Annotated in this window: 29 protein-coding genes; 10 read left to right on the forward strand and 19 right to left on the reverse strand. The window is 58.9% G+C overall.

Features of this window, described 5'->3' with window-relative positions; all coding sequences use genetic code 11:
* Positions 1 to 412: ABC transporter ATP-binding protein (locus ABL922_RS07530; RefSeq protein WP_349023595.1), on the forward strand; the 412-nt coding region annotated here is incomplete at its 5' end.
* Here the strand turns inward: ABL922_RS07530 and ABL922_RS07535 are convergent.
* The 5 genes from ABL922_RS07535 to ABL922_RS07555 all read right to left on the reverse strand — a co-directional run bounded on the left by ABL922_RS07535 (position 409) and on the right by ABL922_RS07555 (position 5,406).
* The gene (locus ABL922_RS07535; protein WP_349023596.1) at positions 409 to 1,179 is read right to left on the reverse strand and encodes a hypothetical protein; all 771 of its coding nucleotides are present in this window, start codon (positions 1,177 to 1,179) and stop codon (positions 409 to 411) included. The two genes, ABL922_RS07530 and ABL922_RS07535, sit on opposite strands and share 4 nt — an antisense overlap.
* Complete coding sequence (metC, locus tag ABL922_RS07540) at positions 1,176 to 2,378, reverse strand: cystathionine beta-lyase (protein WP_349023597.1); 1,203 nt, start codon at positions 2,376 to 2,378, stop codon at positions 1,176 to 1,178. The genes ABL922_RS07535 and metC overlap by 4 nt, the downstream gene beginning before the upstream one ends.
* A gap of 16 nt (positions 2,379 to 2,394) precedes the next feature.
* Positions 2,395 to 3,192 (reverse strand): DUF2189 domain-containing protein, encoded by a 798-nt coding sequence (locus ABL922_RS07545; protein WP_349023598.1) that lies wholly within the window; start codon positions 3,190 to 3,192, stop codon positions 2,395 to 2,397.
* Between the two features lie 100 nt (positions 3,193 to 3,292).
* Positions 3,293 to 4,135 carry a 3-mercaptopyruvate sulfurtransferase gene (gene sseA, locus ABL922_RS07550; protein WP_349023599.1) on the reverse strand — a complete coding sequence of 281 codons (843 nt, stop codon included), beginning with the start codon at positions 4,133 to 4,135 and terminating at the stop codon, positions 3,293 to 3,295.
* 104 nt (positions 4,136 to 4,239) lie between these two features.
* Positions 4,240 to 5,406, reverse strand: a complete 1,167-nt coding sequence (locus ABL922_RS07555; protein WP_349023600.1) for a hypothetical protein — start codon at positions 5,404 to 5,406, stop codon at positions 4,240 to 4,242.
* An 87-nt stretch (positions 5,407 to 5,493) separates the two neighbouring features.
* On the opposite strand from ABL922_RS07555, the gene queF reads away from it, so the two are divergent.
* Both queF and ABL922_RS07565 read left to right on the forward strand, forming a co-directional pair.
* Entirely contained in the window at positions 5,494 to 5,952 is a 459-nt protein-coding gene (gene queF / locus ABL922_RS07560; RefSeq protein ID WP_349023601.1) for a preQ(1) synthase, read from the forward strand.
* A 73-nt stretch (positions 5,953 to 6,025) separates the two neighbouring features.
* Complete coding sequence (locus ABL922_RS07565) at positions 6,026 to 6,691, forward strand: OmpA family protein (protein ID WP_349023602.1); 666 nt, start codon at positions 6,026 to 6,028, stop codon at positions 6,689 to 6,691.
* On the opposite strand, the gene ABL922_RS07570 is transcribed toward ABL922_RS07565, so the two are convergent.
* Entirely contained in the window at positions 6,688 to 7,917 is a 1,230-nt protein-coding gene (locus ABL922_RS07570; protein ID WP_349023603.1) for a UbiH/UbiF/VisC/COQ6 family ubiquinone biosynthesis hydroxylase, read from the reverse strand. The genes ABL922_RS07565 and ABL922_RS07570 overlap by 4 nt on opposite strands.
* A gap of 122 nt (positions 7,918 to 8,039) precedes the next feature.
* Here ABL922_RS07570 and ABL922_RS07575 point away from each other — a divergent pair, with 122 nt between their 5' ends.
* From ABL922_RS07575 to ribA, 5 genes are all read left to right on the forward strand, one after another.
* Positions 8,040 to 10,352: a DNA translocase FtsK 4TM domain-containing protein gene (locus ABL922_RS07575; RefSeq protein ID WP_349023604.1), complete on the forward strand. Its 2,313-nt coding sequence runs from the start codon at positions 8,040 to 8,042 to the stop codon at positions 10,350 to 10,352.
* A gap of 73 nt (positions 10,353 to 10,425) precedes the next feature.
* Positions 10,426 to 11,043: an outer membrane lipoprotein carrier protein LolA gene (locus ABL922_RS07580; protein WP_349023605.1), complete on the forward strand. Its 618-nt coding sequence runs from the start codon at positions 10,426 to 10,428 to the stop codon at positions 11,041 to 11,043.
* A gap of 372 nt (positions 11,044 to 11,415) precedes the next feature.
* Entirely contained in the window at positions 11,416 to 11,889 is a 474-nt protein-coding gene (locus ABL922_RS07585) for a hypothetical protein (protein ID WP_349023606.1), read from the forward strand.
* 99 nt (positions 11,890 to 11,988) lie between these two features.
* Positions 11,989 to 12,783: an exodeoxyribonuclease III gene (locus ABL922_RS07590; protein ID WP_349023607.1), complete on the forward strand. Its 795-nt coding sequence runs from the start codon at positions 11,989 to 11,991 to the stop codon at positions 12,781 to 12,783.
* On the forward strand, positions 12,780 to 13,826 hold the full coding sequence (ribA, locus tag ABL922_RS07595; RefSeq protein ID WP_349023608.1) for a GTP cyclohydrolase II: 1,047 nt from the start codon (positions 12,780 to 12,782) through the stop codon (positions 13,824 to 13,826). The genes ABL922_RS07590 and ribA overlap by 4 nt, the downstream gene beginning before the upstream one ends.
* Here the strand turns inward: ribA and ABL922_RS07600 are convergent.
* From ABL922_RS07600 to leuC, 11 genes are all read right to left on the reverse strand, one after another.
* Positions 13,823 to 14,485 carry a Crp/Fnr family transcriptional regulator gene (locus tag ABL922_RS07600; RefSeq protein ID WP_349023609.1) on the reverse strand — a complete coding sequence of 221 codons (663 nt, stop codon included), beginning with the start codon at positions 14,483 to 14,485 and terminating at the stop codon, positions 13,823 to 13,825. The genes ribA and ABL922_RS07600 overlap by 4 nt on opposite strands.
* Positions 14,486 to 14,500: 15 nt before the next feature.
* Positions 14,501 to 15,889 carry a tetratricopeptide repeat-containing protein gene (locus tag ABL922_RS07605; protein WP_349023610.1) on the reverse strand — a complete coding sequence of 463 codons (1,389 nt, stop codon included), beginning with the start codon at positions 15,887 to 15,889 and terminating at the stop codon, positions 14,501 to 14,503.
* Positions 15,889 to 16,659 (reverse strand): hypothetical protein, encoded by a 771-nt coding sequence (locus tag ABL922_RS07610; protein ID WP_349023611.1) that lies wholly within the window; start codon positions 16,657 to 16,659, stop codon positions 15,889 to 15,891. Before ABL922_RS07610 ends, ABL922_RS07605 begins: the two co-directional genes overlap by 1 nt.
* 16 nt (positions 16,660 to 16,675) lie before the next feature.
* Positions 16,676 to 18,379, reverse strand: coding sequence for a TIR domain-containing protein (locus ABL922_RS07615; protein WP_349023612.1), 1,704 nt, complete (start codon positions 18,377 to 18,379; stop codon positions 16,676 to 16,678).
* A 123-nt stretch (positions 18,380 to 18,502) separates the two neighbouring features.
* Positions 18,503 to 18,829, reverse strand: a complete 327-nt coding sequence (gene grxD, locus ABL922_RS07620; RefSeq protein ID WP_349023613.1) for a Grx4 family monothiol glutaredoxin — start codon at positions 18,827 to 18,829, stop codon at positions 18,503 to 18,505.
* Positions 18,830 to 18,927: 98 nt separating this feature from the next.
* Positions 18,928 to 19,161, reverse strand: coding sequence for a BolA family transcriptional regulator (locus ABL922_RS07625; protein WP_349023614.1), 234 nt, complete (start codon positions 19,159 to 19,161; stop codon positions 18,928 to 18,930).
* Between the two features lie 11 nt (positions 19,162 to 19,172).
* The gene (locus ABL922_RS07630) at positions 19,173 to 19,496 is read right to left on the reverse strand and encodes a DUF1476 domain-containing protein (RefSeq protein WP_349023615.1); all 324 of its coding nucleotides are present in this window, start codon (positions 19,494 to 19,496) and stop codon (positions 19,173 to 19,175) included.
* A 74-nt stretch (positions 19,497 to 19,570) separates the two neighbouring features.
* Positions 19,571 to 20,566: an NADPH:quinone oxidoreductase family protein gene (locus ABL922_RS07635; protein ID WP_349023616.1), complete on the reverse strand. Its 996-nt coding sequence runs from the start codon at positions 20,564 to 20,566 to the stop codon at positions 19,571 to 19,573.
* Positions 20,567 to 20,576: 10 nt separating this feature from the next.
* A complete protein-coding gene (gene leuD, locus ABL922_RS07640) occupies positions 20,577 to 21,170 on the reverse strand; it encodes a 3-isopropylmalate dehydratase small subunit (RefSeq protein WP_349023617.1) in 594 nt (197 codons plus the stop codon).
* A gap of 64 nt (positions 21,171 to 21,234) precedes the next feature.
* The gene (locus ABL922_RS07645) at positions 21,235 to 21,528 is read right to left on the reverse strand and encodes a hypothetical protein (RefSeq protein ID WP_349023618.1); all 294 of its coding nucleotides are present in this window, start codon (positions 21,526 to 21,528) and stop codon (positions 21,235 to 21,237) included.
* An 83-nt stretch (positions 21,529 to 21,611) separates the two neighbouring features.
* Positions 21,612 to 23,042, reverse strand: a complete 1,431-nt coding sequence (gene leuC / locus ABL922_RS07650; RefSeq protein WP_349023619.1) for a 3-isopropylmalate dehydratase large subunit — start codon at positions 23,040 to 23,042, stop codon at positions 21,612 to 21,614.
* A 100-nt stretch (positions 23,043 to 23,142) separates the two neighbouring features.
* On the opposite strand from leuC, the gene ABL922_RS07655 reads away from it, so the two are divergent.
* Positions 23,143 to 23,544, forward strand: a complete 402-nt coding sequence (locus ABL922_RS07655; RefSeq protein ID WP_349023620.1) for a thioesterase family protein — start codon at positions 23,143 to 23,145, stop codon at positions 23,542 to 23,544.
* Positions 23,545 to 23,561: 17 nt separating this feature from the next.
* Positions 23,562 to 24,077, forward strand: a complete 516-nt coding sequence (locus tag ABL922_RS07660; RefSeq protein WP_349023621.1) for a sterol desaturase family protein — start codon at positions 23,562 to 23,564, stop codon at positions 24,075 to 24,077.
* On the opposite strand, the gene ABL922_RS07665 is transcribed toward ABL922_RS07660, so the two are convergent.
* Both ABL922_RS07665 and ABL922_RS07670 read right to left on the reverse strand, forming a co-directional pair.
* Positions 24,074 to 24,427 (reverse strand): YbaN family protein, encoded by a 354-nt coding sequence (locus tag ABL922_RS07665; protein ID WP_349023641.1) that lies wholly within the window; start codon positions 24,425 to 24,427, stop codon positions 24,074 to 24,076. The two genes, ABL922_RS07660 and ABL922_RS07665, sit on opposite strands and share 4 nt — an antisense overlap.
* Positions 24,427 to 25,863, reverse strand: coding sequence for an NAD-dependent succinate-semialdehyde dehydrogenase (locus ABL922_RS07670; protein WP_349023622.1), 1,437 nt, complete (start codon positions 25,861 to 25,863; stop codon positions 24,427 to 24,429). The genes ABL922_RS07665 and ABL922_RS07670 overlap by 1 nt, the downstream gene beginning before the upstream one ends.
* Positions 25,864 to 25,970: the final 107 nt, after the last annotated feature.

Here is a 25,970-nt window from a genome sequence, read left to right on the forward strand (position 1 = left end):
CCCCAACCCCTCCCCTAGAGGGGAGGGGCTAGTTGAACATCTGCTCGAAGAAGTCGGCCTCCCCCGTGATTTCGCAGCCCGCACGCCAGCTTCGTTGTCGGGGGGGCAAGCGCAGCGCGTGGCGATTGCTAGGGCACTGTCTGCCAACCCCGAAATGCTACTGCTCGACGAGGCGACCTCTGCGCTTGACCCGCTGGTTGCCGATGGTGTGGTTGCGTTGTTCGCCCGGTTGCAGCGCGAACGCGGCCTCTCGTTGCTGTTCATCACCCATGACCTCGCCCTCGCCCGGCGGGTCGCGCACCGGATCGCGGTGATGGAGGCAGGGCGGATAGTCGAATGCGCGTCGCGAGTGGAATTGTTCGCCAACCCGCAGGCAGTGGCGACCAAAAGGCTGATTGCGGCAAGCGGTTAATTTTGCGGTCGCTGCTGCGCTTTTCCAGCCAACGTTTTGAGTTGGCCGACTTGCAGCACCACCCATGTGTCGCTTTCCTTAACACGCATTCTGCCAGCCTCACCGCTCAGGGGTTCGGAACATTCAACAACGGTAACGGAACGCAGATATTCTGAATCCGCGCGAGCTACCTCCAGATGCTGTTCATATGGACTGCCTGACAATTCTGAGGCCAGTGCTGCAATCGCTTCACGCCCCTCTTGAAAATCGGGTCGACCTTCGTCAACCGTGGCTGGACATAGCGGATCAAGACTGTCGTAAATGTTTATCGCTATGCTCCGGAACTTTGCAGCATTGGCGACATTGATCCACTTCGGGACCTCCGATTTTTCGGAGCCAGTTGCCGTCAGCTTTGTCAAATCTGCATTTGCTTGTTCCAACCATCGCTTATGGTGCTCAAAGTTGAGTTCGGAATCCAGGATACCGTCGAATCCGCAGTTCCAATTGGCACCATCGGCAATTTCATAGTCGATTGTCTGTTTCGCCAACGCAAAATCAGTTCCCGCAATCGTACCACTTGCCTGTTTCTCGTATTTAGCAAACGTTGCTATCATTGGCTGCAATGCAACGCGACGCATTTGCGTCAAATCTGACCGTTCACAGGGATAGGTAGATAGTTGGTAAGCATCGTATGCCGTTCGTCTCAATTTTGGATTTAGTTTATTCACCTCCGAGCTGCACGACGCCATTAAACCGAGCATCGCCAGCACGATGATCGCAATTCTCATGTTCTTGATCCAACATTCTGAAATCCCCGTTCCAGATCAGCCTTCAGATCCCCGACATCTTCCAGCCCGATTTGCAAGCGGATAACCGTACCGTCGCAATGCCAAGGCACCGCGCTGCGATATTTCTCCGGCCTTTTCGGCACGGCCAGACTTTCAAAGCCGCCCCAGCTATAGCCGATACCGAACAGTTCAAGCGTATCGACGAATTTGGCGGCCTTGTCCCGATCGCCCTTCAGGACAAACGAAAACAGCCCCGACGATCCGGTAAAGTCGCGCTTCCAGATTTCATGGCCCGGGCAGGAAGGCAGGGCAGGATGCAACACGGTTGCCACTTCGGGTCGCTCGGCCAGCCAATGCGCGATGTCGAGCGCCGCTGCCTCATGCGCTTTCAGCCGTACCGCCATCGTGCGTAACCCACGCGCCGCGAGATAGGCATCGTCGGGGGACAACACTTGCCCTAGCGTTTGCGCGGTCGAACGCAGCGCCTGCCAGTGGCGTTTGGTGGTGGTGACGGACCCCGCCATCACATCGCTATGGCCAACGACATATTTGGTCGCGGCAAGGATGGTCATGTCGACGCCTTTGTCGAGTGCGGTGAAAAAATAAGGCGTGGCCCAGGTGTTATCGAGCAAAGTGACGATCTCGCGCTTGCCCTTGTGCGCCTTGGCGGCTGCGCAGATGGCGGGGATGTCGGACACCTCGAAGGTCAGGCTGCCCGGGCTTTCCATCAGGATCGCACGGGTGCGTTCGCAGAACAGCTGTGAAATACCTGCCCCAATCAGTGGATCGAAGAAACGTGTTTCAACGCCCCAGCGCTTGAGAAAACCCTGCGCAAAACTGCGGCTGGGATCATAGGCATTGTCGCTCATCAGCAACACATCGCCCGGTTGCAACACCGACAGTAGCGCCCCGGCTATGGCTGCAACGCCCGAAGGGTAAAGCATCGTGCCATGCGCGCCAGGTTCGAGTTCGGTCAGCGCTTCCGAAAGCGACCATTGGGTGGGGGCGCCGCGGCGCCCATAGAAGAAACGGCCGTCTTCATTGGTCTTGTCGCCTTCATCGAGTGCTGCGACATCGTCATAGAGATGCGTGCTCGCGCGCCAGACGGGGGGATTAACCGCCGCCCCGGTCAGCGCCTTGCGGCGACCACCGGTGATGATCTTGGTATCGGGTTTCTGCGGATGCTTGGGTTCGGCCATGCCCGTTCGATAGCCGCTAAGCCCCTGCGCTGTCGAGTGCGGCGCCGTCAACGGCGCGACAATAGAGATGCCAGGTCGCATGGCCCAGCACCGGCAGCACTACGAACAGGCCCAGAAAGGCGGGCAACATTGCGAGGAACGAACCGATAGCGATGAACGCCGCCCAGCCCACCATCACCGCCTTGTTCGACCGGATCGTGCCAAGGCTGACGATTATCGCGGTGATAAAATCGACATCCTTGTCGCACAGCATCGGCAGGCTCATCACCGTGATTGCGTAAAGCGCGAATGCGAACAGCGCTCCTACCAAACTGCCGACCAGCAACATCGCGATGGCGAGGGGCTGTAGGAGCATTTCGATATTCTCTGCGCCAATCCCCGATTCGGCCATGAAGATCGCGAAAATGCCATGCGCCAATATCATCCAGAAACTGAAGGCGACGAAGACGATTCCGGCGACCATCAGCACCTGATCATCGCCGCGCCCGCGTAGCGCCCAGATGATCGAACGCCAGTCGACGGGAAGCCCCGCTTGCCACCTGCGGCTGACTTCGTAAAGCCCGACAGCGGCGAAAGGCGCGATGATCGGAAAACCGGCGATCAGCGGGATCGACCATGCGCCTTCGCCGAGCTTGACCAGGCCATAGACCAGCACCGCCCCGCCAATCGCGTAGAAGGCGGCGAAGAACAGCCCGAACGCCGGATAGGCCCTAAAATCGTGCCAGCCAGCAGCTAGGGCAGCACGGAGATCGGCAAATGTCAGATTGTTGGCGACCGTATAGGGCGCAATGGGGGTTTGGCCGGTTGCAGCCATGATGTTCTCTCCCTGTCCATCTTCCCCATAGGTAAGATGCAACGATTCGCGCTTGGCATCAAGCGCTTAACATCAGGGCTGTTTCGATTGGCGGAGCGGCTCAGGCCGCGCCGGTTTCCTTGGGCGTGTCAGGGTCGAGGCCCCATTCGCTCCAGCTGCCGTCATACAATGCCACGTCTTTCTTGCCGGTAAGACGGGCACCGAACAAGACCACGGCGGCGGTCATGCCCGACCCGCAGGTCGTGATCATCTGCTTGTCGAGATCGACCCCTGCTTCGGCAAAGGCGGCTTCCAATGGGGCACCCTGTTTCCAAGTGCCATCGGCGTTAAACAGGTTGGAATAAGGCAGGTTGCGGCTGCCCGGGATGTGGCCCGATGCCATATCAGCGCGCGGTTCAGTTTCTTCGCCGGTGAAACGACCAGCACCGCGGGCATCGACGACCACGGCATCCTTGCTGTGCAGATTGGCGAGCATATCGGCCTTGGTCTTGACGCCGCTATCGTCTTTCCAAACGGTGAAATGGCGGTGGCGCAAAGACGGCTTACCATTTTCGAGCGGGCGCCCTTCTGCCTTCCATTTGGCAAGGCCGCCATCGAGGATGGCGACATCGTGCGCGCCGAACAGCGTCAGCATCCACCAGGCACGGGTCGCCGATTTGAACACGCTGTCATCATAGACGACGATGCGGCTGCCATCACCAAGGCCCAGCGATTGCATGCGGCTGGCAAATTTTTCAGGCGGGGGCAGCATGTTGGGCAGGCTCGAATTGCTGTCGGCGATTTCGGCAAGGTCCATGAAGACCGCGCCGGGAATATGGCCGCCTTCATATTCGGCAGCGGCATTACGCCCCGCATCGGGCATGTGCCAGGTGGCATCAACAATGCGCAAATCCGAAGCGCCCAATTCTTTCGCCAGCCACTCGGTGCTTACCAGTAAATCCATTTTGCCCGTTCCCTTTTCGTCCGACTTTGTCCGCTTGAAGCGATTCTTGTGCAGTGCACGATATGCCGCTTTTCCGGGCTAGTCGAGCGCTAAGAGCCGGAATTTCACGCAAATAGCGGGCGGGCAGATACACCAGTGAAGCGTTTGGGGCCCCGATCAATGGGCAGTGGCTTCATGCGCAGGGTTGTTCCGTCACCTTCTCGACCGATCAGCTGTGATAATCGCACCTCTACCGGCGCACCCTCAATCTGACCGACAAGATTGATCAGGATAATCGGCGCAACAAATTCGCGCTCGGTCCAGCGGAAGGTGGAAAGCTCGGTTCGGAGCTGACGGATTTCGATCACCGCGTCGATCCGTTCTCCAGCAGCGAGCGGCCCCAATGATTGCAGCGCGCCATCCCCTTTTGCTTCATGGAACGCGGCAATCGCTTCTTGCTGGCCATTTTGGGCGGAGATCATGTGCGAACGCATCAGCAAATTATCGATAGGCAATTGCCCCCGGTTGATGATCGTTAGCTTACCGGTCACCGAGAGACTCGCGATGCTGAGTTGGGCCGCTTCGGGCTTGAACTCGGCAAAAATCTGCTCCGGACCGGGGGGTGTTGCGAGCTTGGTCGGTGCGTTTGGCGGCAACGGCGTGGAAGCAAGAGGCTTTGGTTTGTCTAGTCGGGCTGGTGGCGAAGGCTGCTGTAAAGGAATCGCAACTTCGCGTGGCCGTCTGGCCCGATTTTTCCGCCGACGGAATAGCAGGGCAGCTGCTACCAGCGCGCATAGCGCAGCGATTGCTGCGCCCAACCAGACAATTTTGAGGGGCGCAGCCTTCTCTTCGATCGGAGTAGCCGCCTGTGCGTTGTCGCTGCCCGCAATTTCGGGTGGAATGACAGGATCGGTAGATACCGTCGGCGCATCTCCTGTAACGGGTTCTGCCGCTACGGACGGCGTGACCTCGGACGGCGGTGTTTCGTTCTGGCGCGGCGCGGCGCTGCGGTCGGTCGGTCTGGGTTGGGCCTGAGTTGGCGCATTCCGCTCACTGACTGCTGGGCGTGTCGCAGGCGCCGATGTCGTAGGAGCCACTTCGGGCGAAGGCTGTGGCGGGTTTTGCTCGGGTGCCGGACGGGGCGAAGGAGTATCGAGCCGGAAGTCGCGCAACTCGGGTGGGGTCGACGTGCCGATATTCGGACTGCCACCCGTATCCTGGGCGAACAGCATTGCGGGTGCAAGCAATGCCGCTGCGCCTGCAATCACCCGTCCCTGCAAACTTTTTGTCATTGCCTTCCTTCAGTTGGCTGGCGGCTGAATGCCAAATGAATAGTGCATGGGAATGACATAGGCCGTGCAACGCGCTAGACAAGCCGCATGACTGAAAAACCGAATCCCAAATTTCTGGGGCAAGCCAGCGCGCTGCCAAACTCACCCGAACAAGCCGAACTGGACTATGTGCCAAACCCGCGCGCGGGCACATTATATCTTGTGCGCTTCGCAGCGCCTGAATTCACATCGCTTTGCCCGGTGACGGGGCAGCCTGATTTCGCGCATCTCGTGATCGATTATGCGCCTGACGCGACGATCGTCGAATCCAAATCCCTGAAACTTTTCTTGGGCGCGTTTCGCAACCATGCCGCCTTCCACGAGGATTGCACCGTCGGCATCGGCCAGCGGCTGTTTGATGAAATGAAGCCTAAATGGCTGCGTATCGGTGGATATTGGTATCCGCGCGGCGGCATCCCGATCGACGTTTTCTGGCAGTCAGGCGCGCCGCCCGAAGGCCTTTGGCTGCCCGAACAGGGCGTGGCGCCTTATCGTGGCAGGGGCTGATTTTACCAGTTTTGTAATATCAGGTTCATCGCGACTGTGGTCATGTCCTCGCAACAGAACAGGAGAAAATACCATGAACCGTCGTTCCAAAATTACGATCGCGCTGTTGATTTCAGCAATGTCGGTAACCGCCTGCACGACCAACCCTGAAACCGGCGAAAAGCGCATATCCAAAACCGCCATCGGCGGCATTGGTGGGGCTCTGGGTGGCTATCTGCTGGGCGACCTGATCGGCGGAAAGCGCGACCGGACCGAAAAGATCCTCGGCGCGGGCATCGGCGCGGTCGCGGGCGCTGGCGTCGGCTATTATATGGACCAGCAGGAAAAGAAGCTCCGCGAACAGACTGCCGGGACTGGCGTCGAAGTCGTCCGTGATGGCGATCAGCTGGTGCTCGATATGCCTTCTGAAGTCACCTTTGCTTTTGGCAGCGCCAACCTCTCGCCCGAATTTCGAGCCACGCTCGACAAGGTTGGCGCGACATTGGTGGAATATGAAAAAACCTATGTCGATGTGATGGGCCACACCGACTCGGTTGGCTCGGACGCGTTCAATCAGACCCTGTCGGAACAGCGTGCAGCTACCGTCGCAAGCTATCTGACCGGACGCGGGGTTCAAAGCGCCCGTCTTGCCACCAAGGGCTACGGCGAAAGCCAGCCCAAGGCTAGCAACACCACCGAAGAAGGCCGCGCCGAAAACCGCCGTGTTGAAATTCGGCTGGTTCCGGTGACCGCGAGCTAAACTGGCAGTCCTTGTAGCAATTTGGGCAGATTGCCCGACTCGCCGCGCGCTTCGGCCATGAAGAAGTTTTTGATCGGCTTCATGCGCTGAACCGCGGCGAGGCCGACGCGGCGGGCGGCCGAAGCCGTTTTGCCGGGGATGCCGAACAGCTTGTTGAGCGTGTCGGTCGCCATCATCACCGTCTGGACGTCAAGGCTGCGCCAGCGGGTGTAGCGGTCGAGGATTTGGGCATCACCCGGATCGAGCCCCAGCCGCATCCCTTCGACCACCACCTGCGCCAGCGCCGCCACATCGCGCAGGCCAAGGTTGAGTCCTTGCCCCGCAATCGGGTGCATCCCGTGCGCGGCATCGCCAACCAGCACCATGCGTGTGTCGGTGATGCGGTTGGCGTGCTGGAAATTGAGCGGATACCCCATGACCGGCGCATTCATCTGGATTTCGCCGAGCAGCCCGCCCATTGCCTTTTCAATCTCATGCGCCATCCCGCGCGCTGACAGTTTCTTGTAAACAGGTGCTTCGGCACGGGGAACCGACCAGACAATGGCGGAACGATGCTTGCCAGCTTCGTCATCGCGCATCGGAAGGATCGCAAATGGGCCGGTCGGATAGAAAATCTCGTAAGCAACCTGATTGTGCGGCTTCTCGTGGAAAATTGCCGTTACCATCGCCTCATGGGCGTAGTCCCATTCGGTGAGGCGAATTCCTGCGGCATCGCGCGACACGCTTTTCCGCCCTTCGGCGACCACCAGCAGCGATCCGGTGAGTATATCGCCATTTTTCAGCTCGACGCGGACGCCCGCATCATCGGCTTTGGAGGAAGCAATCTCGGCAGGCATATGCAGATGGATTTCGGGCCGCGCCTGGGCGGCCTCATATAACGCCCGCCGGATCAGCTGGTTTTCGAACATCTGCCCCAGATAGCCATCGCCTTCGTCTGGTACGAAATCGAGCGAGCCGGGTTTCAAGCCATCGCTGACCCATATCTGTTCGATCGGACAGCCCTTGCCTTCCAATGCCGGACCGAGACCGATTGCCTCTAGCAATTTCATGCTCGAACTCGATATCGCGGACACGCGACCATCGAAATGCGGGGCAAGCATCGCGGCCTGATCGGCGCGGTCGATAACGTGGCAGCTGACACCGTGCACCGCGAAAGCGAGTGCCTGGGCAAGGCCATTGAGCCCGCCTCCGATGATCACTACGTCGGCAAATTCGTTCTTTGACATGGGGATTCGCTTAGGCCGGTTTTCAGGGGCTGAAAAGGTAGGAAAAACTGCGGACTCTTGACGGCGAGTCCCGCCTCCGCGAAAAGGCGTGCATTCACTCTAACAGGCGTCGCAAACAACTTATGGCATCGCGTTCCCCCAAATCCCAGACCGCCAATTGGCGGCAGATGATGCGCCAGTCGCTGTTGCGCAGCGGTGCGCTGATCGGGGCGGGCGTGGTCGGTCTGTTCGCGCTCTTTTATGCGATTTCCTTTCTTAGTTATTCGTCCGGCGACAATGCATTCAACAGTTCGGCCGCAGGCGTGAGTGGAAACTGGATGGGGCGGCCTGGCGCCTATTTAGCAGATGCATCTTGGTTTACATTCGGGATTCCCGGTATTCTGCTCGTCGCAATTTTTTTGGTATTCGCCCGCCGCCTTTGGCGTGATGTACCCCAACCTCGCTGGAAGAGGCAGATTCTACTCTGTCTTATCGGCATGCTACTCGTGGGTTTTGGTCTACAGCACATGCTTCCTGACAGCGGATTTGATCGGCCGGCCGGGGTAGGTGGTGCACTGGCCCTACTTCTCGATCGGGGTTTCTCGGGGATTGTAACGAATATCGATGGAAACTGGAGTAAATTGGTCAGTTGGATTACCATTTTAGCTTCGGTACTAGGGGGACTTGGCATCGTCCTTCGCTCGTTGGAGCTGGAACGGCCGCTGTTCACGATCCCATCGATCCAGATGCCATCGCTCGGTGGTTCGTCCGAACGAATTGCCGCTGACCCATCGGCGCCACAACGCGAGCCCGAATTTGTAGCTGATCCGGTTCCGCGCAAGCCCGTCGAACGCGAACCACGCCGGGCCCCAGAAATTGCAGAACGGCAAACGGCTCCCAAGAAAGCCAGCTTTGCATCCGGCGCCAAGCAGGGCGACTTTTTCGGCAACTACACGTTGCCTTCGCTCGACTTGCTCGACACCCCGCCGCCCTCGACAGCGCCCAAGCTCGACAAGGCGGCGCTCGAATCGAATGCGCGGCTGCTCGAATCGGTGCTCGATGATTTCAAGGTGCAGGGCGAAATCGTCGCTGTAAGGCCCGGCCCCGTCGTCACCATGTACGAACTGGAACCCGCCCCCGGCGTCCGTGCGCAGCGCGTCGTGCAATTGGCCGAGGATATCGCGCGCAACATGTCGGCGCTCTCTGCGCGCGTCTCGACCGTGCCGGGGCGCACAGTCATCGGCATCGAACTGCCCAACCACAACCGCGAGGCGGTGGTGCTGCACGAAATGATCGCCTCAACCGCCTTTGCCGACCAGAAGGGGCAGCTGCCGATCATCCTCGGCAAGAATATTTCGGGCGATCCGGTGGTGGCTGATCTGCAGCCGATGCCGCATTTGCTTGTTGCGGGCACCACCGGTTCAGGCAAGTCGGTTGGACTCAACTGCATGATCTTGTCGCTGCTCTACCGGCTGACGCCCGACCAGTGCCGGATGATCATGATCGATCCCAAGATGCTCGAACTCAGCATCTATGACGATATCCCACATTTGCTCGCACCTGTTGTGACTGAGCCTGCCAAGGCGATCCGCGCGCTCAAATGGGCAGTTGAGCAGATGGAAGACCGTTATCGGATGATGTCGTCGGTTGGCGTGCGGAACCTGCAGGGCTTCAACGAGAAGATCCTTGCCGCCAAGGCCAAAGGACAGCCCTTGGGGCATAAGATCCAGGTCGGCTATGATCCGATGACCGGGCTGCCGCAATATGAAGAGCAGCAGCATGATTACCAGCCGCTGCCGCAGATCGTGGTGATCGTCGACGAGTTGGCTGACCTGATGATGACTGCGGGCAAGGAAGTCGAATTCCTTATCCAGCGCCTCGCGCAAAAGGCGCGTGCGGCGGGCATCCATCTGATTATGGCGACGCAGCGCCCTTCGGTCGACGTGATCACCGGCGTGATCAAGGCCAACCTGCCGACGCGCATCAGTTTCCACGTCACGTCGAAAATCGACAGCCGCACCATATTGGGCGAACAAGGCGCCGAACAGCTGCTCGGCAAGGGTGACATGCTCTACATGGCAGGCGGACGAGGGCTGACGCGTATCCACGGGCCGTTTGTTTCGGACGAGGAAGTCCGCAAGGTTGCCGAGCATTGGCGCGGGCAGGGCGAGCCCGATTATATCCAGTCGGTCACGGAAGAACCCGAAGACGGCGGCTTTGCGCTTGATGGACTGGGTGACGATGACAGCCCTGAAGATGCGATGTACCGCAAGGCTTGCCAGATCGTTTTCGAAAGCCAAAAGGCATCCACCAGCTGGATCCAGCGCCAGCTGCGTATTGGCTACAACAGCGCCGCCCGCCTTATTGATAGGATGGAAGAGGATGGCTTTGTGACAGCCCCCAACCATATCGGCCGTCGCGAAGTGTTGCGTGACCGCAATGGTGAACCGATCTAGCGCCCCGGTTTGATATTCAGAATCGGTTCAATGCGCTGCCAGTATCTGCGTTGGCAAAAGCCAAGGAAAACACATGACCTATATATTCTCCCGATTTTTGCTCGTTCCCGCGATTATGGTGTCGGCGGCCAGTGCACCTGCGCAGCAATCGAATGATCTTAGCCAAGTGGTCAGCCATATGCAGGCAGTGACGACGATGAACGCGACTTTCACCCAGACCGATCGAAACGGGCAGAGCCTCACCGGTAAGCTGTTGCTAAAGCGCCCCGGCCACGTTCGGTTTGAATATCAGAAAGGTGTGCCCCTGCTGATCGTCGCCGATGGCAAGGCGCTGACCATGGTCGATTATGAGGTGAAGCAGGTGCAGCGTTGGCCGATCCGGAACAGCCCGCTCGCAGCCCTTCTCGATCCCGGCAAGGATCTGGCGCGGTTTGGCAAGCGTGTCGACACATCCAACCCCAACGTCATCAGCGTCGAGGTGCGCGATCCCAAGCGCCCTGAATATGGCACGATGACAATGATCTTTGTGAAGCAGGCCGGTGCCCCCGGCGGGCTGACGTTCAACGGCTGGGTCGCGCTCGATTCGAAAAATAACCGGACAACGGTGCGACTCGCCAATATCAAATTCAACCAACCGGTTGCGCAATCCAACTTCAGTTGGCGTGACCCACGGCCGCGTCGCAAGAGCTGAGCGAACTCATCGGTGAGTTGAGCCGACAAGCCGACCAGCCGATAGTCTGAACAGGGCTGTTCATCTTACCGACAGGAAAATCACCCTAGATTGAGGACATCGAAGGACAGGCGGCTACGCGGTTTTCCCCCTGTTGCCCGTGGCGCTAAAGTCTTCCTTCGGTTTCAGCGTGACGAACGCAAGCTCGGCCCTCATCCCAAATGCCCCCGGGATGAGGGCTTTGCTTTCTCCCGCTCTGACGCGGTGTTGAAATACAACACGCTGTTCAGACGCTCGGCGCAGCAGGCGAACGCTATGCCGCAGACCTTGCTGTGCCCCATTGCCCAACGCCATGCGAAGCTGCACGCTGGCATAAGAAGAGGGAGTGCAGCAATGGTCGCAAAAAACTCGGTCTGGATGAAGCGCGCAGCGATATTGGCACTTACGGTCGCGGTTGCGGGATGTGCTTCGAAGCAGACGCGGCATGCAAGCCCTCTCGCAGCAACGTCACGACCGGCAGCTGCCGACACCGAGGCCATATGGCATTTGCGCTCCGGCTTGAACGTTGCCGCGCTCAATTGTCGTGGACGGGGCCGGGCTCATGTGGCCCCTGCATATAACCGGATGCTGGGCCGTCACCGACAGATACTATCCAGCGCCTATGCGTTTGAACTTAACCGCCACGGCCAACGCGCCCTCGACGGACATCTCACCCAGATATATAATCGTTTTGCCAATCAGCGTTCGCTAGATCGCTTCTGTTCAACCGCGTCGACGATTGTTGGCGAAGCGAATGCGCTGGCTTCTGCCGAGCTCTCTCGTTCTGCGCCGCGGCTTTTGCGCGACCTGGAACGCAGTTTGAAATAACCGATCGCCAAAACAGCTGGGGCTAAATTTGCGCATTTACGCACGCGGGCCCGCCATTCCCTGCTTGCTCCGTAGCGCCCCCGTCCCTAAGCAACCGCCATGGCAACCACTCTTCGTATCGCTTCCTGGAACATCAACTCCGTCCGCGCCCGCATCGACATTGTCGAGCGTTTCCTGCGCGACGAAGCGCCTGACATATTGTGTCTTCAGGAAACCAAGGTTGCTGATCCGCAGTTTCCCGAAGGGCCGTTCCGCCAGCTCGGTTACAACCATATCGTCATCAACGGGCAACCGATGCACCACGGCGTTGCGATTATCAGCAAGGTATCGCTGGCGAACAAGCAGGTGCATGACTGGCAAGCCAATGGCGAAGCGCGGCATGTCGGCGTAGAGATCGCAAACGGCGTGCGCCTCGAGAATGTCTATGTGCCAGCAGGCGGCGATATTCCGGATAGAGAGCAAAACACCAAATTTGGGCAGAAGCTCGATTTTCTCGCGCGGATGACCGAATGGTCGGGCGCAGTCTCGGTCCCAACGATCCTGACCGGAGACTTCAACGTTGCTCCGCTCGAAACCGATGTCTGGAGCCACAAGCAGCTGGTCAATGTCGTCAGCCACACGGCTATCGAAATTGCAGCGCTCGGTGGACTGCAGGCGGCTGGCAATTGGATCGATCTGGCGCGTGAGTTCGTGCCGCCCGAGAAGAAGCTCTTCACCTGGTGGAGCTACCGCGCACAGGATTGGGAAACCTCTGACCGTGGCCGTCGCCTAGACCATATGTGGGTGACCCCCGATCTGAAAGAAAAGGCGCACGCACATGTCGTGCACAAACCTTGCCGTGGCTGGGGCAAGCCTTCGGACCATGTACCGATCGTGACGGAATTCCGTCTTTGAGCGATGCTGCCGCCAAGCGCGCGGCTCGGGCGATTGACGCGCTGCGGCGCGGCTGGCCGGTGCGCGTGGGCGAATTGACGCTGGTGGCGATAGAAACAGGGGCAGCGGCAGAATTGTTTGAAAGCGGTCGGATAAAAGGCATATTGCTGTCATCTGCACGCGCGGCGACGCTCAAACTGGCCAACCAATTTGCAGCTGCCGACACGCAATTGCCGGTTCTGATTGCGCCACCTTCCGATCTGAATGCTTCGCTCTCGCTTGCGATTGCCGATCCTTCGCTCGACTTGCGTTTTCCGTATAAAGGGCCCTTTGTGGCGTTGACAATCGAGCAACCCGATGCGGCAAAAGCCGCTATGGAGCTTGTCCGTGAGGCAGGGTTATTGCCCGCTTTTCTGTTGGTCGAGGCGGATGCAGATGCAGATTTTGCCCCTTCCGATCTTGCAGCCTTCCAGAAAGCCGACAATCTGCGCATCGCCGCTCGGGCGCGTTTGCCGGTTTCGGCGGCAGAAGATGCGGAGTTGGTTGCCTATCGCTCGGTCGCCGATGCAGCCGACCATGTGGCTCTCGTGGTTGGCCAGCGCGATGGCAGCCCGCCCGTTATCCGCCTGCACAGCGAATGCCTGACCGGTGATGTGCTCGGTAGCCTTAAATGCGATTGCGGCCCGCAGCTGCATGAGGCGCTGCACCAGATTGCCGACGCGCAATGGGGCGTGCTGCTCTATCTGCGGCAGGAAGGACGCGGGATCGGTCTGGTCAACAAACTGCGCGCTTATGCGCTGCAGGATCAGGGCTTCGATACGGTCGATGCCAATATCCGGTTGGGCTTTGCCGTTGACGCGCGCGATTTTTCGGTGGCGGCGCAGATGCTGCGGTTGCTCTCGATTGGAGAGGTGCGTCTGCTCACCAACAACCCGGAAAAAGTCGCCGGGCTGGAGGCGGAAGGCATCAAGGTTGTCGAACGCCTGCCACTCAAGATCGCCGCCAACCCGCACAATGCGCATTATCTCGCCACCAAGCGCGACCGCACCGGCCACAAGCTTTAAACGATCAGTTCTTCCAGCATCCGGCGAGAAACGATACGCAAGCCGTTCTCCTGCCGAAGGACGATACCGCGGCGCACCAGTGTCGCCAGCGCCCGCGATGCCGTCTCTCGGGTCGTATGAACGCTCAAAGCCAGCGCAGCGACAACTGGCGCCGGCTCGATGTTCCCATTGCCATCCGACAGTTGCAGCAAGGCACGATAAAATCTCCCGGTGGCGCTGAGTCCAATGCGCGCTGCCATGCGGTCAAGTACCAGATCGAGCTGTCGCGCGAGCAGATTGGCGATGCCGTTGGCGATCTCGGCATGCTCGCCAGCCAATGCTTTAAGCCGCGGCGTTGCAATGGTCAGCAACCGTGTTTGGCCGACCGCCGCTATATTGGCGCGGAAAACCGATTCATCGGGATAGGCGCCGAAAATTTCGCCGGGCCCGTGGCGTGCCAATTGTACTTGCTGGCCGTCGACACAGAATAATTCGGCAACGACAGCCCCTTCGACGACCAGCAACAGGTGGGCCGAGCGGTCACCGCCAATGGCCAGAATAGCGCGGTGGGCCACCGAACGGCTGGTCATTTCAGCGGCCAAAATGCGGGCGCAGGCTTCGGTGCAACCGAAGCAACCCTGAATGACGGCGATGTCGTCGCGGGTCATGTGCGCTGTCATCCAGCCATCCGTCCGCTACCCGCCGCTTTTCGTGAGTTTCGCAAGACAGATATCAATCGAGCCGGCAGGGGTGGCGATCTCCCCCAATGATTCAACCCGTCCAACTGCTCCACTCGCGAGCAGCGCTAGGGCGGCGCTTCGGCTGGCAACCAGCATTCCGGCTTCGCCATGCGCCAGCAAGGTGCGCACCCTTTGGTGCTCATCAAGACGGCAATCGAGCGCGGCAATTTGGTCTCCTGCCTTCGCCAGCACTTCCAGCGCTTCGTCCAGATCCGGATAAGTTTCGGGCGGCGCGCCGTCGATCGCCACGTCAAAGACCAGTTCGCCTTTCGGCAGCGGTGCAGACGGTAAGCCTGCATTGCCTTCGATCTCTACAAGATGAATTTCGCGGCCTGACTTGAGCCAGAGGTCTCCCAATACCGGGCGACCGGCGGGTTCGATTCGCAATGCCACAGCCCGGGTTTCCAATTGCCGTGCGAGCTCGGCCACCATGCCCATTGCATGATATTCGGCGAGCATCACACCCGCGGCGCTGGTACCTTTGTTGGAACCGCAGACCGCCACCGAATTTGCGTTGTCCAACAAGGCGCCAAAGCGCTGCTCCCAGTCGGCACCAAAAGGCGCAACCGATGAGAGGTGGAAGTCGGATGGATCCGAAGGAAGTGCGACATTCAGTTCAGCGCCCGATGCGACCAAGTATTCCGCGGCAATAATATCGGCACCTGCTGCCAGCGCACCAAAGGCAAAACCGGGAGCGATGGCCTCAATCGTCGCCTGAATCGCCTTGGCGGCGGTCTGATCGTCCGGCGCGATACCGAGAATGCCACTATAGTGCAGAACTGCCGGGGGCCGAAACCGGTCCAGCCATGCGACATCGGCATTGGTCTGAGCCGCGATCAGTGCGAACTGGCGTAATGTTGCGGCGCGGTCTTCCCATGCCGTCGGCGCCTGTTCTACTGCGTTCTGAAAGCTCTTCGCCGCATCGGCTTGTCGCCCGAGCAGCAACAGCGCCTCTGCCCGGGTTGCTTCGCACCAATAGGGCGTTTCACCCTTGTCCGCGCCACTTTCGATCAGGTTTAGAACCTTGCTTGCCAGCAGTTCGGATCGTACGCGGTCTCCGGCGAACAGCGCCATAGCCGACGCGTTTATGAGCGGATAGCTGTCCTGACGGAGCGCCGCTGCTTGCTCATAAGCATTCCGCGCCAGATCGAACATTGTGGTTCGTTCGTGCGCCACCGTTTGTCTGGCTCGATCCTTTAGCAAGCGGCCTTTGAGGGTCAGAGCATCGAAATCGCCATCCACCCGATCCAGCCCTGCGGCGACGAATATATCCCATGCCTGCGACGTCGCGCCGCTGCGCGCGAGCGAGAGGATCCTGGCATATTCGCCGCCGGTTTCGGGCATCAGGGCTTCTTGATCCCGTTCGTGCCATCCGGATCGATAACCAAATATATACAGTCTTCGGGGCTATTCACGTTCCAATTCATCCGGACGTGGATGTTCATCGAAAAATCGACCCGCTTGGATTCAGGTTGCAAGTCCGCCGTGACAGCGTCAGGTATTTTTGAGCCATTTCCATATGCGTACCAATTTTCCACGGTCAACAGTTCTATGCCGTCCTGTATAACAATTCGATCATTCCAGAAGCTGTTGTTCCGCGGTAGTTTTTTCAATTTGTCTTTGTTACCATCTTTGGCCTTATAACCCGACATCACGATCAAATTGACCGGATCAAATTGGACATCGCCCGGATCGTTATCGAGGTAAAAATAGAGTCGCGTTTGCGCTGAAAATCCAAATTTTCGAAAACTGTTGGCATATCCCAAATCAGCTTGGGACCAATTTAGATGCTCTCTGAATTTTGACACTGCCCTCTTTTGACTCGCAGCGTCGTCCGCACCTTCATTTGCAATGAATATGGATTTTACAACCAGCTTTGCGTTTTCAAAGTGAAGATAAACTAGGAAATCGAATTGCGGTTCAAAGTTCCATTTATACTTTGCCGGTCGCTCTTTGGCATTGGCAATATCCGGCACCTCATCGTTTCCATCTCCTGGTCCAAATGTTCCTACATTCCCAAACTGAACCGGATCTTTGTCGGCTTTTGAACAAGCCGACAAGGCGATCGTTGCACCTGCAGCGCCCAAGATATTCCTGCGATTAATGTCAGTCATTTCCGTTATTCCCCCTTCAATTGCCATCCTGCCTTTTGATTGCGTCGAAAGCTGTAGTGCGCTGGCGGAGTCCCGAACCAAACTGCGCCTCGACCTGTCGTGCCAGTTCGGCTGACTGTGCAGCCCGGCGGCGCCAATTGCGGCCTTGCTTGCGATCGATTTCACCGTGGTAATAGGCCAGCCGGAGCCGTTCGATCCGTAGTCCTGGATTGTCATCCGCCCGCTTGATGGCTGCGTCGATCCGCGTGATTGCAGGTGTCAGCACTGCTTCTGCAGCGCGAATATCGCCTTGCTCCAGATACAAGCTGATCAAGCCGATAGCTGGCAAATTGGCACGTTCGATATACTCGATGTTGAGCGGATCGCGCGCGATCAATTGCTCAACGGTAGCCGCCTCGGCATGGCGTTGTGCAACGGCTTTGGGCAGCTTGCCCTGCACTTCGAATATGTCCGCCATCCAGCCCTGCCGGTTGGCCAATGCCAGGATGGTTTTTGGATTTCTGGGGTCGCTTCGTGCAGCTTTTTCCATAAGCGCGAGCGATTTTACGCAGTCGGGTTCCGCCTTTGCAGCGTCGCTGCTCTGGTCGAACTCCAGTTCGCACAGATTCCCATGGGCATATCCCATTTCCTCGAAACTGCGTGCCGTGTTTGGCTGAAGTCTGGCCAGTGCACGCGCTTCGTTCAAATAGTTGTTCCAATATTTTCGTGCGGCATCAAAGCTGTCTTGATGGACGGCGATCCGGCCTAACCAATAGACGCTTTGGGCGTTGGCGAAGCGATGCTCCGCGTTGTCCGGATCGGCTTTGACGAGGTCAGAGGTGATCGCATTTGCCATATTCAGTCGACGCGAAGCGGCGGCAAAATCGCCGCGCTTGATGTCGATTTCGCCTACTGCATGCAGGATGCGGGCCCGGCGGTTCAGGCTGTCTGCCGTCAGAGAGCCGCTGGTCTGATCGTCATAATATCGCAACGCGCGGGCATTGACGTCGTCCATCACGTCCAATCGGCCGACGCCATCAAGCTTGCTGCCGAGATCGGTAATCAGATATTCGACCAGCCCTTCGGCCTCGGCCCGCTGGCGCGCCGCTTCGTTTCGCGCAGAGATGGCAAGCGTCGTCATTACACCCATGGCTAGCATCGCAGCAAGTGCGCCTGCCGTGATCCACATCACGCGGCGCATTTTGCGTTGGGCGTCGCGTTGGACTAATGTGTCCAATGGAACTGCGGCTATCCCGGCGACAATCTTGAGGAAACCGAGTGACCATCCGTCGGCTTCCGGCCGCAGGTCGGCGGCGAGGGGTTCCAGACCGCCCTCGGTTAATACCGGAGGAAAAGCTTCGCCGGGTTCGCCCCGCACCAATGCTGCAAGAACTGGCCTGTCCGGGTGCAATTTCCGAAACAGTTCGATTTCCTGTGACACCCAGTGCGACGACCGCGCATCGGGGGAGCAGATAACGATCAGGGCCTCTGCGGCGGCAAGGGCATCGCGAATGGCATCAGTAAGGCTGGGGGCAGCGGCCAGATCCTCGCGATCACGAAAGATACGGCCAATGTCGGCTGACTGCTCTGGATGCAAAGCGGCGACATGCCGGGGAAGGCGATATTGTTCTAGCTTGCGCTGTAGTTTCGCGGCGATTGCTGCATCGGCATGGCTGTAGCTGATAAAGGCAGCAAAGCGCTGTGCTGCGCCGTTTCCCGACTGTATCCCGCCCCTAGTCATCGCATCGACCCCCTGCGAATCTCGTAGCAAAGTTACACGATATTAGAGCAAGTTAAATCGCTTTTCGATTCACCGCGCAGAGGGCCAAAGTTGCGGCCTTGTTTGGAGCGAATTGCAGGCCGCTCAGCCTGCTTTGGCCAGACCCTGGCTCTCAACCAGTTCCTGCAGTTCGCCAGCTTCATACATTTCCATCATGATGTCGCTGCCGCCAAGGAATTCGCCCTTTACGTAAAGCTGCGGGATGGTCGGCCAGTCGGAATATTCCTTGATGCCCTGACGGATTTCCTGATCCTGCAGCACGTCGACGCTGGCAAATTCGACATTGAGGTGATCGAGGACCGCAATCGCCCGGCTCGAAAAGCCACATTGCGGAAACAAGGGCGAACCCTTCATGAACAGGACGACGTCGTTGTTCTTGACCAGTTCATCGATACGTTCGTGCGCTGACATAAACTTCACTCCAACTTTCACCGAAGCCCTGAGCCTGTCGAAGGGCGCTTCTCGGTGAGGCGTGCTTCGACAGGCTCAGCACTACGGTTAAACTCAAATTACTCCGGCACAGCCGTGGTCAGCTGCAGTGCGTGCAGCACCCCGCCCATCCGGCCACCCAAAGCATTATAAACCGCCTGATGCTGCTTCACGCGCGGCATCCCGCGGAAAGTTTCGCTGACGACGCGTGCGGCATAATGGTCCCCGTCGCCGCGCAGGTCGGTGATTTCAACCGTCGCATCGGGAAGCGCAGCCTTGATCATGTCTTGTATGTCGTCAGCCGCCATTGGCATGGGATAGCCCTTTATGCCTCTTCGATGAACTGGCGGCGGGCCTCGACCAGCTTGGTGTCGAGTGCGGCGCGTATTTCGGTATCGCTGGTTTCGACGCCGGCCGAGGTCAGGTCGCCGAGAAGCTTGCGGATGACATCTTCGTCACCGGCTTCTTCAAAATCAGCCTGCACCACCGAGGTTGCATAGGCCCCTGACTCTTCAGGGGTCAGCCCCATTTTCTCGGCAGCCCACAGGCCAACAAGCTTGTTGCGCCGCGCTGTTACCTTGAACTGGAATTCCTCGTCGCGGGCGAATTTATTTTCAAAGGCGTGTTCGCGATCATCAAAAGTGGTCATGCTCGAATCCTTCGGCGCTACAGACTTAAAATAGTCACGCGGCCCCTGCCAAACAAGGGCCGCGGCTGCAAGGATTAGATGGTGACGACCAGCTTGCCGACCGCCTCGCGGTTGCCGAGCTTGGCGATGGCCTCGCCACCGCGTTCGAGCGGGAAGGTTTCCGACACGCGCGGCTTGATCTTGCCTGCCTTATAGAGATCAAACAGCTCCATGATGTTGGCGCGGTTCTTCTCGGGTTCGCGCGCGGTATAGGCGCCCCAGAACACGCCGCAAACGTCACAGCTTTTGAGCAGCGTCAGGTTGAGCGGCAGCTTGGCGATACCGGCCGGGAAGCCGACGACTAGGAAGCGGCCTTCCCAGGCGATTGAGCGCACTGCGGGTTCGGAATAATCGCCGCCAACGGTGTCATAGACGATGTCAAAGCCATTGGGGCCAGCCGCTGCCTTGAACATTTCGGCCACAGCCTTCGACTGATCCTTGTCGAACGGCTGATATGGATAGACGACGACATCATCGGCCCCAGCCTCGCGCGCAACCTGCGCCTTGGCTTCGCTCGACACGCCTGCGACCACGCGCCCGCCATAGGCTTTGGCCAGCTCGATGGCTGAAATGCCAATGCCGCCTGCACCACCGAGCACGAGGACGCTTTCGCCCAACTTCATTCGGCCTCGGTCCTTCAGCGCGTGCGCGCTGGTGCCATAAGTCATCAGCAACGAGGCCCCTTCTTCGAACGACATTTCGTCGGGCATCTTGTAGAGATTGTGTGTGCCCAGCACGATTTTTTCCGAAAGTCCGCCATTGCCGCAACCTGCGAGCACGCGGTCGCCAACTGCAAAGCCGGTCACGCCTTCGCCGATCGAATCGACCAGACCCGCAATCTCGCCACCGGGGGCGAAAGGCCGGGGTGGTTTGAACTGGTAGCGGTCTTCAATAATCAGCGTGTCAGGGAAGTTGATCGAGCATGCCTTCACGGCAACCACAACCTGCCCCTTGCCAGCGACCGGATCGGGCAAATCACCCAGCACAAGGGTTTCAGGGCCGCCGGTGGCGGTCGATAACAGCGCTTTCATTTCTCTCTCCTCAAATCATCTGGGGCGTGAGCCACGGTTTTTCGGTGTTCAATCTGGATTCATATGCCGAAATCGCGTCGCTGTTGGCGAGTGTCAGGCCGATTTCGTCGAGGCCGCCCATCAGGCAATGCTTGCGGAACGCATCGATTTCAAAGGTGAAGCGGTCCTGAAAGGGTGTGGTCACGACCTGGTTTTCCAGATCGATATGGATCGGATCGGTTCGGGCAACTTCCATCAACCGGTCGACCGCTTCCTGCGGCAGGACAACCGTCAGCAAGCCGTTCTTGAAGGCGTTGCCTGAGAATATGTCCGAGAAGCTCGGCGCAATCACCGCCTGGATGCCCATGTCGGCGAGTGCCCATGCGGCATGTTCGCGGCTCGATCCGCAACCAAAATTGTCGCCAGCGATCAATATGGGGGAACCTTCATATTCGGCACTGTCGAAGAGATTGCCCGGCTCCTTGCGCAACGCCTCAAACGCGCCCTTTCCCAGCCCCGAACGGCTGATCGTCTTCAGCCATGCAGCGGGGATGATGACGTCAGTGTCAACATTTTTGAGGCCGAAAGGATAGGCCTTTCCGGAGATAGTGGAGACGGGGTTCATTCGGAATCAGTCCGTTTCAGTCTTGAGGTTATATTCAGATCGACGTTCGGTTCTGACCTCAAGTCTATTTTTTGCGCTTTGGCAAGAAGCGCTGCCATAATGATGGCTTCACGCGCTGCGGCAAGGCCTGGCCGGTGGCATCCAGCAGATATTTGGCGAGCAGCAAGGCCTGATTGTGCGTCATCAGGAAGTGATGGCTGTCGATCTGGTGATCGTCGAGCGCCTGTTTTGAGACCGTGCTTTGAATGCGCAGGTCGATTGACGAGCCGAGACCATTGTGCGTCCAGCCCACCACTACAGCGCGATGTTCTGCGGGGTCGGTTGGCTCCACCTTTTTCTTGGCCGGACGTCTTGCCATCAATCGCCTCCTGAAGCCATTTTACATTCCGCAGCAAGCTATGCGAGTCAATATGCCCAAAGGAAGATGTGCCGCAGCGGGACTTAGCCTATCAACTCCCGCACATCGGTGAGCCTGCCCGTCACCGCCGCCGCCGCCGCCATCGCTGGCGAAACGAGATGCGTCCGGGCACCTGGGCCTTGGCGTCCGACAAAATTGCGGTTGCTGGTGGAGGCACAGCGTTCCCCCGCAGGCACCTTGTCGGGGTTCATGCCGAGGCAGGCCGAGCAGCCCGGTTCGCGCCATTCCAACCCTGCTTCGATGAAGATACGGTCGAGACCCTCGGCCTCGGCCTGGCGCTTTACTAGGCCAGAGCCGGGGACGACGATGGCCCATTTAATGTTGGCGGCTTTCTTGCGGCCCTTGAGCACGGCGGCTGCAGCGCGCAGGTCTTCGATGCGGCTGTTGGTACAGCTGCCGATGAAGATATTCTGCACCTCGACTTGGGCGAGCGGGGTGCCGGGCTCCAATCCCATATAGGCAAGGCTCTTGGCGGCTGCTTCCTGCTTCGACGGATCGGCAAAGCTCATCGGATCAGGAACGCTGCCGGTGATGGGAACAACATCTTCGGGACTGGTGCCCCAGGTGACGCTCGGCGCAATGCCGGCGGCGTCTAAGACGACGACCTTGTCGTATGCCGCGCCCGGATCGGTCGTGAGGGTGCGCCAATAGGCGACGGCTGCGTCCCAGTCGGCACCCTTGGGGGCCATCGGACGATCCTTTAGATAAGCGAAGGTCTTTTCATCGGGCGCACACAGTCCGGCGCGCGCGCCATGTTCGATTGCCATGTTGCTGACCGTCAGGCGGCCTTCGATGCTGAGATTGCGGATAGCACTTCCGGTATATTCGATGACATAGCCGGTCCCGCCTGCTGCACCCAGCACACCGGTGATGTGGAGTACGATATCCTTGGCAGTAACGCCCGGACCCACCTCGCCCTCGACGCGGACTTCCATCGATTTGGATTGCTTGAGCTGCAGCGTCTGCGTTGCCAACACATGCTCGACCTCGCTGGTGCCGATGCCAAAGGCAAGCGCGCCGAGTCCGCCGTGGCAGGCGGTGTGGCTGTCGCCGCAGACGATGGTTGTGCCGGGCAGCGAAAAGCCCTGTTCGGGGCCAACGACATGGACAATGCCCTGTTCCACATCGGCATCGCCGATATAGCGAATGCCAAAGGCAGGGGCGTTGGCCTCGAGCGCTGCCAGCTGCTGCGCGCTTTCGGGGTCGGATATGGGGATGCGATGCCCGCTTGCGTCGCGGCGCGCTGTGGTCGGCAAATTATGGTCGGGCACCGCGAGCGTCAGGTCGGGCCGACGCACGCTGCGACCGGCGGTGCGCAGCCCTTCAAAGGCTTGCGGGCTGGTCACTTCATGCACCAGATGGCGGTCGATGAAGATCAGGCAAGTGGCATCGTCGCGGGCAGACACGACATGCGCGTCCCAGATCTTTTGGTAGAGCGTGCGGGGCTGATTCATATGCTTGGGCTAAAGGCACAGCACACCGCGCTTGGCAAGCAAGGATATTTTATCGGCGTTGTGGAAAATGTAATCATCGGTCGCTATATTGCGATTCAATATGAACACACTTTCGCACCTCTTCCCCATAAAGATCCTGCCCGAAGACATCGATTTCATGGGGCATGTGAACAACAGCCGTTATCTCAACTGGGTGCAGGAGGCGGTGCTCGAACATTGGCGCAACCTCGCCCCGCCCGAGGCAGTCGCACAGCGCGCATGGGTCGCGCTCAAGCATGAGATTACCTATCGCAAGCCCGCTTTCCTTGAGGATGTCGTGGTTGCCAATGTGGTGCTCGAAAGCGTCCAAGGCGCTCGCGCCTTTTACGAAACGGTGATTAAGCGCGGCGAAGAAGTGCTCGCCGAAGTGAAATCGAGCTGGTGCTGCATCGACGCCGAAACGCTGCGTCCTGCGCGGATTGGTGCGGATGTTGCCGCCTATTTCTTTCCGAAGGCGGATTAAGCCGCTATAGTGACACCATGTCGCTGATTGCCATCATTCTAATTGTCTTCGCTACCTTCTTCGCGATGGAGTTTGTCGCGTGGAGCAGCCACAAATATATCATGCATGGTTGGGGCTGGGGATGGCACCGTGACCATCATGAGCCGCATGACAATGCCCTTGAAAAGAACGATCTTTACGGTTTGGTTGGTGCAGCGATGAGCATTTCGATGTTCGCTATCGGCAGTCCGATGGTCATGGGCGCGGCGGCCTGGGAGCCGGGCACATGGATCGGGCTTGGCATCCTCTTCTACGGCATCGTCTATACGTTGATCCATGACGGGCTGATCCACCAACGCTATTTCCGCTGGGTGCCCAAGCGCGGCTATGCCAAGCGGTTGGTGCAGGCGCACAAGTTGCACCATGCGACGGTCGGCAAGGAAGGTGGGGTCAGTTTTGGCTTTGTCGTTGCCCGCGATCCGGTGGTGCTCAAGCAGGAACTCAAGGTCCAGCGCGAGGCAGGGATCGCCGTGGTACGCGAGGCTTTGGGCTAGGCCTCCGGCCGCCGCCAGAGCCATGTGCCGCAGACCAGCCCGACTGCTGCTGGGAGTAGCGACCAGGGCGGGGTCAGCGTCAATCCGCCAATCAAAGCACTGGCCAGAAATGCGCTCGTGGCCGACCATTTGGCCCGCCTACTGACCACACCCTTTTCGCGCCATGCCACCAGATGGTGGCCGTAGCGGGGGTGGTTCATAAGTTTCGCTTCAAGCGCCGGGCTGCTGCGGGCGAAGCAGAAAGCGGCGAGAATCATGAAGGGCACGGTGGGCAGGATTGGCAGGAAAATCCCTACCGTTCCGAGGCCAACCGAAGCCCATCCGGCTGCAAGATAGAGCCGCCGGGCAATCACGCCTGATGGATTGCCTTGGTCACATAATAGCTTTCCATACCCTCGGGCCCGCCTTCGCTGCCAAAGCCGGATTCCTTGACGCCGCCGAATGGCATATCGGGCATTGAAATCGCGGCGGTATTGATGCCGACCATGCCTGCTTCGATCAGGTCGCCCGCCATATTCGCCTGACGACCATTTTCGGTGTGGACGAACGAGGCAAGGCCAAAGGGCAGGCGGTTGGCCTGTTCGATGGCATCGTCGAACTTTGCGAATGGCCGGATCAGCGCGACCGGGCCAAAGGGCTCGTTGGTCATGATGTCGGCTTCGAGCGGAACATCGGACAGCACCGTCGGGCGGAAGAAATAGCCGTCGCCATTGTCGGCGTTGCCCCCGGTGCCGACGCGCGCGCCCTTGGCGATAGCATCCTGCACCAAGGCACCAATCGCCGGCGGACGGCGCGCATTGGCGAGCGGGCCCATGATCGTGTCAGCATCAAGGCCATTGCCAACCTTCACCCTGGCCGTGCGTTCGTTGAACCCGGCGACGAAGCGATCGTAAATCCCCTCCTGCACATAAAAGCGCGTCGGCGAGATGCAGACCTGCCCCGCATTGCGGAATTTCTGCGTGACGACGATGTCTAATGTCTTTTCAAGGTTGCAATCGTCGAACACCAGCACCGGCGCGTGCCCGCCTAACTCCATAGTCACGCGTTTGACGCCGTCGGCGGCGAGCTTCATCAGATGCTTGCCCACGGGAATCGAGCCAGTGAAGCTCAATTTGCGGATTACGGGTGACCCAAGCAGCTGACGGCTGACCATATCGGGCACGCCAAAGACAAGCTGTGCGACGCCTGCGGGGATACCCGCATCGGCGATACAGCGCATGATTTCGCTGGTTGAGCCCGGCGTCTCTTCGGCTGGCTTGGCGATCACCGAGCAACCTGTGGCCAGTGCCGCCGCAACCTTTTTCGACATCAACGACACGGGGAAATTCCACGGTGTCAGCGACGCGACCGGACCGATAGGCTGTTTGAGCACCATTGCGCGCTGGCCTGCGGGGCGGAGTGCGATGCGGCCATAGCTACGCTTGGCTTCCTCGGCGCAATATTCGAAGACCGCGGCGCAAGAGAGCGTCTCGGTGCGCGCCTCAGCCAGCGGCTTTCCCTGCTCCATCGTCAGGAGGGTGGCAATATGCTCCGCTCGCTCACGGATCAGAGCCGCAGCCTTGTGCAGCACCGCCGCGCGGGCGTTAACGTCGGTTGCGCGCCATAGGGCAAAGCCTTTGGCAGATGCTGCTAGCGCCTCGTCCAGATCGGCGGCGGTTGCCAGTGGCAGCTCGGCGAGGACTTCGCCGGTTGCCGGATTGAGCACCTGATGCACATCGCGGCCCTCGCCCGAGCGCCAGCTGCCATCAATGTAAAGGGCAAGATTCGCCTGATATTCGCGTGTCATGGATTTCCTGCGACAATGTTTTCGATTGCCCTCCATCTAGGCGCTTCAATTTCGCTTGGAAAGTCCAGTCGCTTTAACCTGTGCTTTACCGCAACTGGTTAATCCTG

The sequence above is a fragment of the Sphingorhabdus sp. genome, from assembly GCF_040079335.1.
GTDB lineage: Bacteria > Pseudomonadota > Alphaproteobacteria > Sphingomonadales > Sphingomonadaceae > Sphingorhabdus_B.